We start from the raw sequence: 12,960 nt of genomic DNA on the forward strand, positions 1-12,960 counted from the left end.
GCCTTTTTAGGCTGTAAGAGTTGTTTGTTCAAATAAAGAATCGTACTTTTGTCCGCATATAAATAAAATAGATTATCATTCGATGAATTTTGTAGAGGAATTAAAATGGCGTGGAATGGTGCATACAATGATGCCCGGCACGGAAGAATTGTTGGCTAAAGAGCAAGTAACTGCTTACTTAGGTATTGATCCTACAGCTGACTCGTTACACATTGGGCATTTGTGCGGCGTGATGATGTTGAGGCACTTCCAACGTTGCGGGCATAAGCCATTGGCTCTTATTGGTGGAGCAACTGGAATGATCGGAGATCCTTCGGGTAAATCTGCAGAGAGGAATCTTTTGGATGAAGAAACGTTGCGTCATAATCAAGCGTGTATAAAAGAACAATTGGCTAAGTTCCTTGATTTTGAATCGGATGCTTCTAACAAAGCCGAACTGGTGAACAACTACGACTGGATGAAGAATTTTTCCTTCCTAGACTTTGCACGTGAAGTAGGTAAACACATTACTGTGAACTATATGATGGCAAAAGATTCAGTAAAGAAACGTTTGAACGGAGAGTCTCGCGACGGATTGTCGTTCACCGAATTCACCTATCAATTGTTACAAGGCTATGACTTTCTTCATTTATATGAAACAAAAGGCTGTAAACTGCAAATGGGTGGTTCGGACCAATGGGGAAACATCACGACCGGTAGTGAGCTGATTCGTCGCACCAATGGTGGTGAAGCTTTTGCCTTGACCTGCCCGCTTATAACGAAGGCAGATGGCGGTAAATTTGGAAAGACAGAGTCGGGCAATGTGTGGCTCGATGCAAAATATACGTCACCTTACAAATTCTTCCAATTCTGGCTGAACGTTAGTGATGATGATGCAGCTCGTTACATCAAGATCTTTACTTCTCTGACGAAAGAAGAAATAGACCGCCTTACAGCAGAGCACGCTGAGGCTCCTCACTTGCGTGTACTTCAAAAGCGCTTAGCAAAGGAAGTTACCATCATGGTACACTCAGAAGAGGAATATAATGCCGCGGTAGAGGCTTCTGAAATTCTTTTTGGCAATGGAACTTCGGCTGCATTGAAGAAGCTTGATGAAGCTACTTTGCTTGCTGTTTTTGAAGGTGTTCCTCAATTTGAGGTTTCCAAAGAAGCTTTGGGTGAAGGTCTTAAAGCAGTCGATCTGTTTACAGATCATGCTCCCGTTTTTGCTTCAAAAGGTGAAATGCGTAAATTGGTTCAAGGGGGTGGCGTTTCTGTGAATAAAGAGAAATTAGCTGTTTTTGATCAGCTCATAGGAACATCAGAGCTGCTTGATGGAAAGTATTTGTTGGTTCAACGAGGGAAGAAAAACTATTTCCTTATCATCGCAAAGTGAAAAAATACGGCTAAATATTTGGATGTTTAGCCGTATACCACTATCTTTGCATCGCTTTTTAAAAGAAAGCATCTGAGCTTGTCCTATGGTGTAATGGTAGCACAACAGTTTTTGGTTCTGTTTGTCGAAGTTCGAATCTTCGTAGGACAACGTAAAGCGTCTCAATTATCGATAAAAGATAGTTGAGACGCTTTTTTTATTGCTTCAAACCTCTTTCCTTCTGGGTAATAAGTTTGTTACGAATGAAAAGACAAGAATATCGGGATGTTTTCAGTAAGAACATCCCGATGTTTTAATAGAGTTTACGTAAATTAGCAGGGCTTACGCATTATATATTTTACTTAAAAGGTTTAATATATTCATTTTGTATTTACCATTTTTTATCTATAAAATAAGGTTCTAATTGTTTATTATGTTGTTTTTAATTTGTATATTTATAAATAAAAAGAGAGATAAACTAACGACAAAATGAGTATAATTAAGCTTTGTGAAAAAATAACAGACATGCGTGTCGACAGAAAAAGAGAGCATTCGGTAGAAGTGATTGTGTATATCGCTATGGCCGCAGTTATTTGCGGAGCAGAGAGTTGGTATGAAATAGAAGAGTTCGGGCGCTCCCGGAAAGTTTTTTTCGCCGACCGTATACCGTCCTTGAACCGCATTCCCTCTCATGATACTTTCAACCGTTTCTTCAGCAGTCTTTCTCCTGAGTATTTTGAAGGTGTTTTTCGGTGCTGGATGTCAGAACTGTGCCAGAAGTATGAAGGTGTAGTGGCTATTGACGGAAAGACTATCCGGGGTGCTAGTAAATGCAGCCGTTCCAACCCTGATGGAGAGAAAGGCTTCAAGCTTCATATGGTCAGTGCCTGGGCGGCAGCAAACGGAATCACACTGGGTCAGGTTAAGGTTAGTCAAAAGAGCAATGAGATCACGGCAATCCCCGAACTTTTGAACGCATTGGATTTGGAAAATTGCATAGTGACCATTGATGCCATGGGATGCCAGACCGAGATAGCCAAAAAGATAATAGAAAGGAAAGCCGATTATGTGTTGCACGTGAAGGATAACCACAAGAATTTACACAAGAGCTTGGAATCATGGTTTGATGACATGGATGCAAAAAGGGTAGACGTGAATAAGGAATATTATGCGCGGCGGTATGCCAAGTTCAGGACAGAAGAGACAGGGCATGGTCGCAGGGAAATAAGAGAATGTTTTGTCTATAACAACCGTACAATGGGACTCATCTTTCCCCAATGGACCGGCATAAAGTCTGTAGTCAGAGTTACTTCAGAACGGACAATTCTTAAGACAGGCAAGACATCCGTGGAAAAAAGATATTATATTATTGCTGTCCGGTAAAAATTGAAAAGCATAAAATATCTGTCCGAATTGCCTATAAAAAGGCAGTTCGGCTTTTTCCTTCAAAAAGCAAGCCCTCTTAATCAAAGAGTGTTGGTTCTGGAGGTGATAAACTGGACTGGTTAATGATTCTCAACCATGCTTTTTCCGGATTTTCGCAGAACATATAGAGGTCAATGTAGTACATGAGTGTCTGCCTTATGATTGTTACAAGATTTGAGAAGCTCCATTTCCGTTTAATTCGTTTTCTTATGACAGATAATAGTAAGTTTGCAATAAGTGTTACCCATATCTGTGTTTTGATTGCGTTTACGCTCTCTCCAAAGAAGTATCTGAGTGGAAAATTCTGCTTCAACTGCTTGAACAGGCTCTCTATCTGCCAGCGCCGTAAATAAATGGCAATAATTTCTTCCGGTTCCAACTCAAAGTTATTGGTCAGAAGAACGCTTGAGTACTTCTTCTTTTCCTCCCAATACTCTATCCGACGTGAAACATGTGTTATATCGTCCTTTTTAAGCTCTATCATATGATCGCTTAGTACAACCAGCCCATCTTTATTCACAAGAAAATGGCCGTTAAGAGGGGTGTAGCGTAGGCTTTTCTTCATTTTGGTTACATAAAAGACTCCGTTGTCTGTTAATTCTTGAAAGACCTTATAGTCTATATATGCCCTATCCATGGCTATGAATGCCCCATTTGTCAGTTTTAGTTTAGTAAGCATAACATGATCGTGAGTTGCTGCCGATGTGAAATGAATGTTATAAGGTACTCCTTCCTCGGCTTTGAGCACAGTGTGAACCTTTATGCCTCCTTTCTTCTTTCCATGCTTGGGATTGCGGCCTACACCTTTCAAAACGTTTGAAAACAGTGTTATTGTAGTAGAATCCATGATGTGCAGCAAGCGCTCCCAAGCCTTGTCCGTTCGGCTGTCCGCTAAATCATTTTTGTATTTCCGGTATAGGGAGAAATATATCTGCTCAAAGAACTCATTACTGCGCCTATTGTTGGCTTCTGCCAAAGTGCTGCGTTTTACCATGTAATCTATGCCTAGGTGATTGATCTTATTTGCCTCAGAGAGCATTCCTATTACGATTTCACGTAGAGAATCATAGCGCATCAGCACGGCGTAGAGCATTATTACAAAGTGAGAGTAGCCGTCTAGCTTCTTCACATAGCGCTCATGCAAACCTTTTCGGCTTATTCTTGCAATTTCTTGGCTATCGATCAATTTTAATAGCTGCGCATAAAGCGGCTGTCCGGTAAAATATGTATTTTTGCCCATAGATTTTCCTTTTAGGTGTGGTAACTGCAAAGGAAAGAAAAAGGGCTGGATTCCAAGAGAGGAAAACAGCCCTAATTTTTTGGTCCACTAATTTTTACCGGACAGCAATAATATTATATAACCTCTCTTGGATTGGATGCTGAGAAAATAGCAGGTGCCGTGCGTGCGCATTGGTCTGTGGAAAATTGCCTGCATTGGCAGTTGGACGTCTCTTTTGGAGAAGACATGGGAAGAAAAACCGGGAATGCTGCCCAGAACTTTTCTTTGATGAATAAGATTGCTCTTATGTTATTAAAGAAAAGTCCCAGAAAAGGCAGCATTAAAGGTAAAAGAAAGGCTGCTGGATGGGATACACAATTCCTTTGTGAACTTTTATTGCCACAGAATTTTTAATGCGTCAGCCCTGCGTAAATTAGTTTTTATATGCCTGCGGCTTGATTTTAATCCTCGGATTATGCAGAGCGGCATATGTCGCAAAGATACGCTCAACGAAGAGGTTGGCTTTAGGGCGGCATTCGTCTTTGACGATCCTCATGAACTTGATACTTCCGATGGTATGTTCCATGCGTACCCGGATACGGGAAATTTCCCTGTTGAGTTCTTTTTCTTCTTGGAAAAGCTCCTTTCCCTTTCTTTTCTTAATCGGTTGAATGACGCTCGCCCCTCAGGGAGCATATCCTTGATGTGCTGGTGCCCTGATACAAGATGCAAGGGGCTGTTCTTATATATGCAGAAGCTACGAAGTTGGCTTCGAAGTTTACTGTTTATTTCATATTCAGACAAATAATCATCATGGGCTGCCTCAAAGTAAGGAAGCAGGTGGGAAAACTGAATATGAGTCAAGCCCGTTAAGGCACGGAAACTCTTGGGATTCTCTTTATGCTCTTTATAATTCATGATATAAAAATACGCGTATGCGCGATACATAATAAATCTAATCTACTATTAACTCTAATATGCCCCCCCCCTTTCTGTATTCACAATTTCTTTTTCACTTCCGCATTACTTCTTAAGAGAAAAGTTCTTGAATATTTGTAACATAAGGGATTGCTATATCTCTTTTCTTTTCTCGAAATTTCACATCTGCTAAATCTAGACCTTCAATATTTATACATTCTGCATCTTCCAGTTTGAAAGTCAAATATTCATTGCCGGAAGGCATAAAACCAAGGTGGGAGAGTTCTGATGCAGACATAATTTTGGGGCATTCTTCGACCATTGTATATAAAAATCGGCTATTGCTATTATGTAGTAATAAGTATTTAGGAGAGGTAGCACCCACTGGCATTTGCAGTGCTCCTCGGCGAAATCCTGTGCGTACATAGTAAAGTTTATTCCTTAATGTCATACGTAATTGGTGCTCGTCCTTATAATAAGCAACAAGAACACCTGCCCTCTTCTTTTCTCCCATAGAGTCCAAAGCATTCTTAATGTTTAAAGCTAAGCATTTAGCTAACCGGGGTGGTACGGCATTTCCTACCATTTTATAACCATCCTTTATGTCTGTATAGAAAAAACGGAATTTATCGGGGAATGACTGGATTCTGGCACACTCCCTTACGCTCAATCGACGGTATAGGTGTTCGTAACAGGGAAGGAAGACACGTTGGTTTGGTGAAATGTACTTCATAGTTGGTGCCTGTGGATGCAATGGGCAATTTTTAGCCTGTGCTTGTATGGTAAATGATACTTCATTCCAAGAACGTACGCGATTGCGAGCCATAAATTTTGCATCGAAGGGACCAGTAAAGGCATCGTGATTAGCCCATTTCCCATATTCTTGGTTTACACGTTCATTATTATATAAACGCGGTTTTTCAGTAATATCACCGATTGCTTTTTGTAGCGTCACAAAAGGCTTGTTTAATGGTTTCGGAAATTTAAATGTACCATTCAATTCTTTTATGAAACCAACAATAAATACGCGGAAGCGGTCTTGTGGTATGCAGTAGTCAGCAGCATTCAGCAACGAATAGCTTACCACATAGCCGGCACATTCAAGACTGGAAAGGAATGACAGGAATGTTTTGAAATGTTTGTCGCTGATAATTCCTTGTACGTTCTCTATTATAAAAAACTTGGGGCGTTTTTCTTTTATCAATTGGATATAATCAATAAATAAACGACCTCGTTTATCATTTAGTCCTAACTGTTTGCCTCCTTCGCTCCATGATTGGCAGGGGGGACCTCCTATAAATCCATCGCAGTCGGGTATATCGGTTGCCTTTAATGTGCAAATGTCGGATTTACATAAATAAGTATTTGGGTGATTGAATTGATAGGTTCCGTGTATAGTCTTGTCAAATTCATTCGCCCAAATTACCTCATAGCCTGCTTGTTCAAAGCCAAGGTCTAATCCGCCGCATCCTGCAAAAAAAGATGCTACTTTCATTCCGAATCGATAATGCCTCTCTTTTCTATCAAAGTTTTCTTTATCTGCATTGCTACATGATAAGCCAAGTTTACCGGAACCGCATTGCCAATCATTTTATAGCCATAATTAACATCGTCGTATATAAATTGGAATTCATCGGGGAAACTTTGTACACGGGCGACCTCACGGACTGTCATTCTGCGATAAAGGTGTTCATAGCCTTCAACAAACTTCTGCAAATTCTTCTCAACCTTAATCATCTTTGGTGCTTGCGGATGCAGTTGGCATTGACGACCACTTGCTTGAACCGTAAAACCTGGTTCATCCCATGAACGAACTCGATTTCGGGACAAGAATATAGGTGAGTATGCACCAATGAAGTACTCGTTATTTATTTTACAATCTTTTCCATTTGTCTTGTTCTTTTCGAGAGCCGGAATAGCTGTATATTGCAAATCCCAAATACTTTCATGCAACGTTGGCTTGTGCTTTTGTGGTGCAGGATATTCAAAATTGTGAATATTCAAATCTTTGCGGAATCCAATATAGAAAACACGATCACGGTCTTCGGGAACATCGTAATCATTGGCATTAAGCATTTTCAAGTTTACATCATAGCCAGCTTTATCAAATAATTCCATAAAGCCATGCACGGCATCTGTATGACGCTTAGCCAACATGCCGGATACATTCTCGGCAACAAAAAACAAAGGTCGCTTGTCATTCAAAATACGAATGTACTCATAAAACAACTGCCCTCGGGCATCTTCAATACCTTTTAAAGAGCCTGCTTCGCTCCATGATTGGCACGGAGGTCCGCCTATTATGCCGGCAATGTTATCAGGGAACTCAGATGATGGTATATCGCGGATATCCCCTTCAATTAGGTTGACATCTGGAAAATTTGCACGAAAGGTTGGACAAATTTTTGCATCAAATTCATTTGCGGCAACTGTTTTAAAACCGGCTTTATGAAAGCCCAAATCCAAGCCTCCAGCACCGGAGAAAAGACTAATCAAATTCATCATATTTATTTCCAAAGGCAATTTATTGTGATTATAGCAGTGGGCATACCTACTATTTGAATATCAAATTTCAAAGTTGGCGCAACATAGGTTTCTGCGTTATGTATGCGAAAAGAAAATTGCCAACCTCCATCCATATAAAGCTCAACTGTATTTGTTTTGTCTGGAATAAAATCCAAACTCACAATGCGTGTTGGCAAGGATGCTATTGGAATTTGAATGGATGCCTGTTTTGATTCGCTGTTTTGATTGAGCGTGCCGTGCAAATTGTAAGATTGAATTTGAGTAGTCAGTTCCCTATCCATGCTAATTATTTTGTAAAAATCATACTTGCCTAAAAGGTATTCAACCAATTTACCGGGAATGTCTTTATGAATTTGGTATTGACGGTTGATTTCATTTATAAAAGCAGTTAGCAAAGGAACATAGACATCTTTTTCTTTATTCAGCAGTTCGCTAAATTTTGTACGCTTGCTTTTTTCGGTTATGAGATAATCGAACACAGGTTTCACTCCATTCCAATAATCCTGTGAGCAAGAAATTCCATACCATTCTTTCCCAAAGTCCAATTTTTTACTTAGGCGGCTATGTTTTACTGCAAAGTGGTTATGCTTGAGGCTTAGCCCAATCTCCCATTGGATATTGTGCCGGATTATTAGAATATCTCGTACATCACCTTCTTTTCCTTTAGCATCTGTTTGTATCAGCAAATCCAAAACGTCACTGTTGTTCTCAACAATACGAGGCTCTAACTCAAAAACCTTAGTAACGGCAACATAAGAGCTTGCCTTGTAAGTTCTCTGCATTTCATCGGGCAAAGTATTCCATGCATGTTCTGCTGCGAAATAACTACTGTTTTTAACTATATTGACAGGACGAAGCTTTCCGATTTCCTCTTCAAGAGTAAGTAAGCAGGTGAATTCATAAGCCCTTCCTTGGTCATTACTTTTACTACTCATAAATATTTGATGTTTATTTAGATGCGAAATTACTGAAATTCTTGTAAAAACAGCTATTCTCAGTTCTTCTTTTTCCCATACTTCGCTATATTATCGATCGCAATGCAGGGAGGATTTTCTATAATTTCATAAGTTTTCTGCCGATAATGTTGCAAAAAACTCTGGTTTATCCAATACTCCATTTCGTGTAAAGTCTGCTCTTTTACGTCAGGTTTCAACCGGCACTCCCAAATAGTCATAACTTTCCAGCCTCTTTATTTTTTTCATCCCTTTGTTGGTTACGTCTATTTTTTTGTGCCAGTAATCATTGCTGGAATGTGGAATATGCCCGTCTACCTTATGGTCATGCCAAAAACATCCATGGATAAATATTACAATACCATACTTGCTCAATACTACATCGGGCGTACCAGCAATCCTTTCACGCTTTTACGATAACGCCCCCCCTTGAAAACAAGTAACGCCGTACAATCCATTCTGGCTTCGTGTCCTTTTATGCCTTGAGTACTGCAAGGTTAAACAGGAAATTAAATCAAAAAACTTATGAGTACTACGGTTAATGTCCTGTGTTACAGCTCAAACATTTCTCTTTCTTCATTTTCATTGTGCATATGTTTTTCTATAAAATTGTAAATATATTAGCTCAACAACGTTGTTCTTTTTATTCACATTTGTCAGATGAAATATCGACCTGAACTCACGGAGGCTGGTACTTATCGGGAAGGTGAAATAGAGGGTTTATACCCCGATGTTTATACTCCTCTTCCTTACGGTGGCTATTATACTCATGAACAAGTAAAGGAAATAGTGGCGTATGCTGCCGAACGTTACATCACTGTGATTTCTGAAATAGATATTCCGGGGCACTGCATGGCTGTGTTGGCTACTTACCCACAATTTAGCACTACGCCTGATGAAGCGAAGAAATGTGCATTGACTTGGGGTATTTTTAATAAACAGAACAGCAGTATCAACGCTACGACTTGTGGGGAGCCCGTTATTTGGAAGCCTTTTTTCGGGTGCAAGATATCTTGAGAAAGCGCTAGATAGTTCTTGCCGGATTAAATTACGATGAGGGAAATCGTGAAAAAACAACTGAAAGACTTGACAAAGAGTGTTTTACGTTGTATATTTGTAATACGCTTATCATCCTCTTCGTATTATATTTTGTTAAACAAATCAAATCCAGTCTATTTAAGGACAAAAAGCTAAGATAATAAGGATATTATTACTCCCTTTTGCTCGTTTCTTTTGCTATCTTTGCATTGTGTACGTAAACGATGAATCATTTATATATTGAAATAATATGAAGACAAACTATGAAATCCGTTATGCTGCGCATCCTGAAGATGCAAAAAGCTATGACACTAAGAGAATCCGTAGAGATTTCCTTATCGAAAGAGTATTCGCAGTTAATGAAGTAAATATGATCTATTCGATGTATGATCGTATGGTAGTAGGAGGCGCAATGCCTGTTGTTGAAGTGTTGAAACTTGAAGCTATCGATCCATTGAAAGCGCCTTTCTTCCTTACACGACGTGAAATGGGTATTTTCAATGTAGGTGGCCCCGGTATTGTGAAAGCAGGTGATGCTGTATTTGAACTGGATTATAAAGAAGCTCTTTACTTAGGCTCTGGTGATAGAGAAGTAACTTTTGAAAGCAAAGATGCGGAGCATCCTGCCAAATTCTATTTCAACTCTCTGACTGCTCACAAAAATTGTCCTGATAAAAAGGTGACTAAGAGTGATGCGATAGTCGCAGAAATGGGCTCTCTTGAAGGTTCTAATCACCGTTATATAAATAAGATGCTTGTTAATCAAGTGTTGCCTACTTGTCAGTTGCAAATGGGTATGACCGAACTTGCTCCTGGTAGCGTATGGAATACTATGCCGGCTCATGTTCACTCTCGTCGTATGGAGGCTTACTTCTACTTTGAAGTTCCTGAAGATCATTCAGTATGTCACTTTATGGGCGAAGTAGACGAAACCCGCCACGTATGGATGAAAGGCGATCAGGCCGTACTTTCTCCCGAATGGTCTATTCACTCGGCTGCAGCGACCCATAATTATACTTTCATCTGGGGTATGGGAGGCGAAAACCTTGATTATGGCGATCAAGACTTCTCTTTGATTACTGATTTGAAATAAAAACGTTAGACCCTAATTTTTAATATAATATAAGAAGATGGTAAATTTTTCATTAGATGGTAAGGTTGCGCTTGTAACAGGTGCTTCTTACGGCATCGGTTTCTCTATTGCAACCGGATTTGCTAAGGCAGGCGCTACTATTGTGTTCAATGATATTAAACAAGAATTGGTAGATAAAGGCTTAGCTGCTTATGCTGCTGAAGGCATTAAAGCTCATGGCTATGTATGCGATGTAACCAACGAAGATGGTGTAAACGCTATGGTAGCTCAAATAGAGAAGGAAGTAGGCGTAATCGATATCTTGGTTAACAATGCCGGGATCATCAAGCGTATCCCGATGATTGAGATGAGTGCTGCAGAATTCCGTCAAGTGATTGATATCGACCTTAATGGTCCGTTTATTGTTTCAAAAGCAGTTATCCCTTCAATGATTAAAAAGGGGCATGGCAAGATTATTAATATCTGCTCTATGATGAGTGAACTTGGCCGCGAAACAGTTTCTGCATATGCAGCAGCCAAAGGTGGTTTGAAGATGCTTACTCGTAATATTGCTTCAGAATACGGAGAGTTCAATATTCAGTGTAATGGCATCGGACCGGGCTACATTGCTACTCCTCAAACAGCTCCTTTGAGAGAAGCGCAAGCTGATGGCTCACGTCATCCTTTTGACTCTTTTATCATTGCTAAAACTCCTGCTGCCCGTTGGGGAACTCCCGAAGATCTTATGGGGCCTGCTGTGTTCTTAGCATCAGAAGCATCCGATTTTGTAAATGGTCATGTGCTCTACGTAGATGGAGGTATCTTGGCTTACATCGGCAAACAGCCTAAGTAATTCGGTTTGAACATTTTTAAGGAGTTAAAATTATCGAGGGCTTTTCTTGATAGCTTTAGCTCCTTCTTTGTTTCTTTCCTTTATGTTATACCATTTATATTCTATTTCATGAAAAAGTTTTTATATTTATTGGTGGGCGCTTTCTTTATAGCTTCGTGCGTTGAAAGCAAGACCGTTGTAACAGTAACGGTAACTAATCCTACGGCTCTCAATCGTGACAACGAGATGGTAGAGGTAGCGATGGGTGAAGTTGCTAACAGATTGAAGTTAGCTGATACAGCTCAGGTTGTGGTGCTCAATGCTGATGGGCAACAAGTCCCTTATCAGATTACGTATGATGAAAAACTCATTTTTCAGGCGAGCGTGAATGCCAATGGTGCGGCTACTTATACTATTCAGACAGGTACCCCGGAAGTTTTTGGTGTAAAAGCTTGCGGTAAGTATTATCCCGAACGTGTGGACGATGTGGCTTGGGAAAACGATCTTGTTGCTTTTCGTACCTATGGACCGGCTTTGCAAGCTACGGGAGAAAAAGCTTACGGATATGATGTATGGGCGAAGCGTGCTACTACCGACCCTGTTGTTGAGGCCCGTTATGCTATGGAACTCAATCCTGTTACATTGGCAAGAATTGATAGCTTAAAGACAATTGATCCTGAGGCTTCTAAAGCTCTTCGTGAAGAAACTTCTTATCATGTGGATCATGGTAATGGCTTGGATTGCTATAAGGTAGGTCCTACGCTCGGTGGTGGAACGGCAGCTTTGATGGCGGGCGATACTATCATCTATCCATATTGCTATAAAACACAAGAAATTTTAGATAATGGCCCATTGCGTTTTACGGTGAAATTGGTTTATAATCCTTTGACTGTGAAAGGCGATGCTTCTGTTGTCGAAACTCGTATTATTACTCTTGATGCAGGTTCATATATGAACAAGGCAGTTATCGCTTACTCCAATCTTAAAGAGGCAATTCCGGTAGCTACTGGAATTGTCCTTCATGAGCCTAACGGAGAAGTGCTTACTGATGCTAAGAATGGTTACATCACTTACGTTGACCCAACAGACAATGTGAACAATGACAATGGAAAGATCTTTGTTGGAGCCGCTTTTCCTGCCTATGTCAAAGAAGCCAAGTCTGCGCTTTTCTCTGCTAAGGAAAAAACCGAAAGAGGAGGCGCCGACGGACATGTACTCGCTATTAGCGACTATGAACCCGGTTCAGACTATACTTATTATTGGGGTTCTGCTTGGAGTAAAACGGAGATTAAAAGTGCTGCCGATTGGAATAAATATGTGGCTAACTACGCCCAAAAGGTGCGTAATCCACTTACGGTGACTATCAAGTGACAGCTTTGTAGGGAGAAATAGACCTTATTATATTGCAGTGCGAATGCTTTTCTTTAAGAGAAGCATTCGCACTTTTTGTTGGCAATAGTTGACCATAAACGATCATTGCAGTTACGAACGATGATGATTTTGCTTGTAATTCTGATCGTGTTATTGAACTTGTGGATGAAAGGATTGTTCGTTATACTAGGTTATGACCGATTCTTTATATTTCTGAATATTTTTCTCTATACTCAGAAATATCTGTCCAAA

The 12,960-nt window shown here is 40.1% G+C and carries 13 protein-coding genes and 1 tRNA gene; 8 read left to right on the forward strand and 6 right to left on the reverse strand.

The window, feature by feature from the left end; all coding sequences use genetic code 11:
• Positions 1 to 82: 82 nt before the first annotated feature.
• The 3 genes from tyrS to BQ5338_RS15005 all read left to right on the forward strand — a co-directional run bounded on the left by tyrS (position 83) and on the right by BQ5338_RS15005 (position 2,737).
• A complete protein-coding gene (gene tyrS, locus BQ5338_RS14995) occupies positions 83 to 1,375 on the forward strand; it encodes a tyrosine--tRNA ligase (protein WP_071147588.1) in 1,293 nt (430 codons plus the stop codon).
• 79 nt (positions 1,376 to 1,454) lie between these two features.
• Positions 1,455 to 1,525: transfer RNA gene (locus BQ5338_RS15000), tRNA-Gln, on the forward strand.
• A gap of 318 nt (positions 1,526 to 1,843) precedes the next feature.
• Positions 1,844 to 2,737 (forward strand): ISAs1 family transposase, encoded by an 894-nt coding sequence (locus BQ5338_RS15005; protein ID WP_078063511.1) that lies wholly within the window; start codon positions 1,844 to 1,846, stop codon positions 2,735 to 2,737.
• Positions 2,738 to 2,816: 79 nt separating this feature from the next.
• Here the strand turns inward: BQ5338_RS15005 and BQ5338_RS15010 are convergent, their stop codons facing one another.
• Positions 2,817 to 4,019: an IS4 family transposase gene (locus BQ5338_RS15010; RefSeq protein WP_071145038.1), complete on the reverse strand. Its 1,203-nt coding sequence runs from the start codon at positions 4,017 to 4,019 to the stop codon at positions 2,817 to 2,819.
• A 117-nt stretch (positions 4,020 to 4,136) separates the two neighbouring features.
• On the opposite strand from BQ5338_RS15010, the gene BQ5338_RS15015 reads away from it, so the two are divergent.
• Positions 4,137 to 4,412, forward strand: a complete 276-nt coding sequence (locus tag BQ5338_RS15015; RefSeq protein ID WP_317042358.1) for a hypothetical protein — start codon at positions 4,137 to 4,139, stop codon at positions 4,410 to 4,412.
• Positions 4,413 to 4,431: 19 nt separating this feature from the next.
• On the opposite strand, the gene BQ5338_RS17230 is transcribed toward BQ5338_RS15015, so the two are convergent.
• From BQ5338_RS17230 to BQ5338_RS17235, 5 genes are all read right to left on the reverse strand, one after another.
• Positions 4,432 to 4,671, reverse strand: coding sequence for a transposase family protein (locus BQ5338_RS17230; protein WP_078063512.1), 240 nt, complete (start codon positions 4,669 to 4,671; stop codon positions 4,432 to 4,434).
• A gap of 357 nt (positions 4,672 to 5,028) precedes the next feature.
• Complete coding sequence (locus BQ5338_RS15025) at positions 5,029 to 6,411, reverse strand: DNA cytosine methyltransferase (protein ID WP_139265270.1); 1,383 nt, start codon at positions 6,409 to 6,411, stop codon at positions 5,029 to 5,031.
• The gene (locus BQ5338_RS15030; RefSeq protein ID WP_071147926.1) at positions 6,408 to 7,418 is read right to left on the reverse strand and encodes a DNA cytosine methyltransferase; all 1,011 of its coding nucleotides are present in this window, start codon (positions 7,416 to 7,418) and stop codon (positions 6,408 to 6,410) included. Before BQ5338_RS15030 ends, BQ5338_RS15025 begins: the two co-directional genes overlap by 4 nt.
• 5 nt (positions 7,419 to 7,423) lie before the next feature.
• A complete protein-coding gene (locus BQ5338_RS15035; protein ID WP_071147592.1) occupies positions 7,424 to 8,377 on the reverse strand; it encodes a HaeIII family restriction endonuclease in 954 nt (317 codons plus the stop codon).
• A gap of 207 nt (positions 8,378 to 8,584) precedes the next feature.
• Positions 8,585 to 8,770, reverse strand: coding sequence for a hypothetical protein (locus tag BQ5338_RS17235; protein WP_394331136.1), 186 nt, complete (start codon positions 8,768 to 8,770; stop codon positions 8,585 to 8,587).
• A gap of 285 nt (positions 8,771 to 9,055) precedes the next feature.
• Between BQ5338_RS17235 and BQ5338_RS15040 the strand changes: the two genes are divergently transcribed.
• From BQ5338_RS15040 to BQ5338_RS15055, 4 genes are all read left to right on the forward strand, one after another.
• Entirely contained in the window at positions 9,056 to 9,412 is a 357-nt protein-coding gene (locus BQ5338_RS15040) for a family 20 glycosylhydrolase (protein ID WP_071147593.1), read from the forward strand.
• A 271-nt stretch (positions 9,413 to 9,683) separates the two neighbouring features.
• Positions 9,684 to 10,526, forward strand: a complete 843-nt coding sequence (kduI, locus tag BQ5338_RS15045; protein ID WP_071147594.1) for a 5-dehydro-4-deoxy-D-glucuronate isomerase — start codon at positions 9,684 to 9,686, stop codon at positions 10,524 to 10,526.
• Between the two features lie 37 nt (positions 10,527 to 10,563).
• Positions 10,564 to 11,358: a gluconate 5-dehydrogenase gene (locus BQ5338_RS15050; protein WP_071147595.1), complete on the forward strand. Its 795-nt coding sequence runs from the start codon at positions 10,564 to 10,566 to the stop codon at positions 11,356 to 11,358.
• A 108-nt stretch (positions 11,359 to 11,466) separates the two neighbouring features.
• A complete protein-coding gene (locus BQ5338_RS15055; protein ID WP_071147596.1) occupies positions 11,467 to 12,708 on the forward strand; it encodes a DUF4861 domain-containing protein in 1,242 nt (413 codons plus the stop codon).
• Positions 12,709 to 12,960: the final 252 nt, after the last annotated feature.

It is taken from the genome of Bacteroides ihuae (assembly GCF_900104585.1).
In the GTDB taxonomy this organism is placed as follows: domain Bacteria; phylum Bacteroidota; class Bacteroidia; order Bacteroidales; family Bacteroidaceae; genus Bacteroides; species Bacteroides ihuae.

Excerpts from the sequence above, each read along its gene's own strand:
- tyrS (WP_071147588.1), top strand. The coding sequence starts at position 83 with ATGAATTTTGTAGAGGAATTAAAATGGCGTGGAATGGTGCATACAATG.
- BQ5338_RS15005 (WP_078063511.1), top strand. The coding sequence starts at position 1,844 with ATGAGTATAATTAAGCTTTGTGAAAAAATAACAGACATGCGTGTCGAC.
- BQ5338_RS15010 (WP_071145038.1), bottom strand. The coding sequence starts at position 4,019 with ATGGGCAAAAATACATATTTTACCGGACAGCCGCTTTATGCGCAGCTA.
- BQ5338_RS15025 (WP_139265270.1), bottom strand. The coding sequence starts at position 6,411 with ATGAAAGTAGCATCTTTTTTTGCAGGATGCGGCGGATTAGACCTTGGC.
- BQ5338_RS15030 (WP_071147926.1), bottom strand. The coding sequence starts at position 7,418 with ATGAATTTGATTAGTCTTTTCTCCGGTGCTGGAGGCTTGGATTTGGGC.
- BQ5338_RS15035 (WP_071147592.1), bottom strand. The coding sequence starts at position 8,377 with ATGAGTAGTAAAAGTAATGACCAAGGAAGGGCTTATGAATTCACCTGC.
- BQ5338_RS15040 (WP_071147593.1), top strand. The coding sequence starts at position 9,056 with ATGAAATATCGACCTGAACTCACGGAGGCTGGTACTTATCGGGAAGGT.
- kduI (WP_071147594.1), top strand. The coding sequence starts at position 9,684 with ATGAAGACAAACTATGAAATCCGTTATGCTGCGCATCCTGAAGATGCA.
- BQ5338_RS15050 (WP_071147595.1), top strand. The coding sequence starts at position 10,564 with ATGGTAAATTTTTCATTAGATGGTAAGGTTGCGCTTGTAACAGGTGCT.
- BQ5338_RS15055 (WP_071147596.1), top strand. The coding sequence starts at position 11,467 with ATGAAAAAGTTTTTATATTTATTGGTGGGCGCTTTCTTTATAGCTTCG.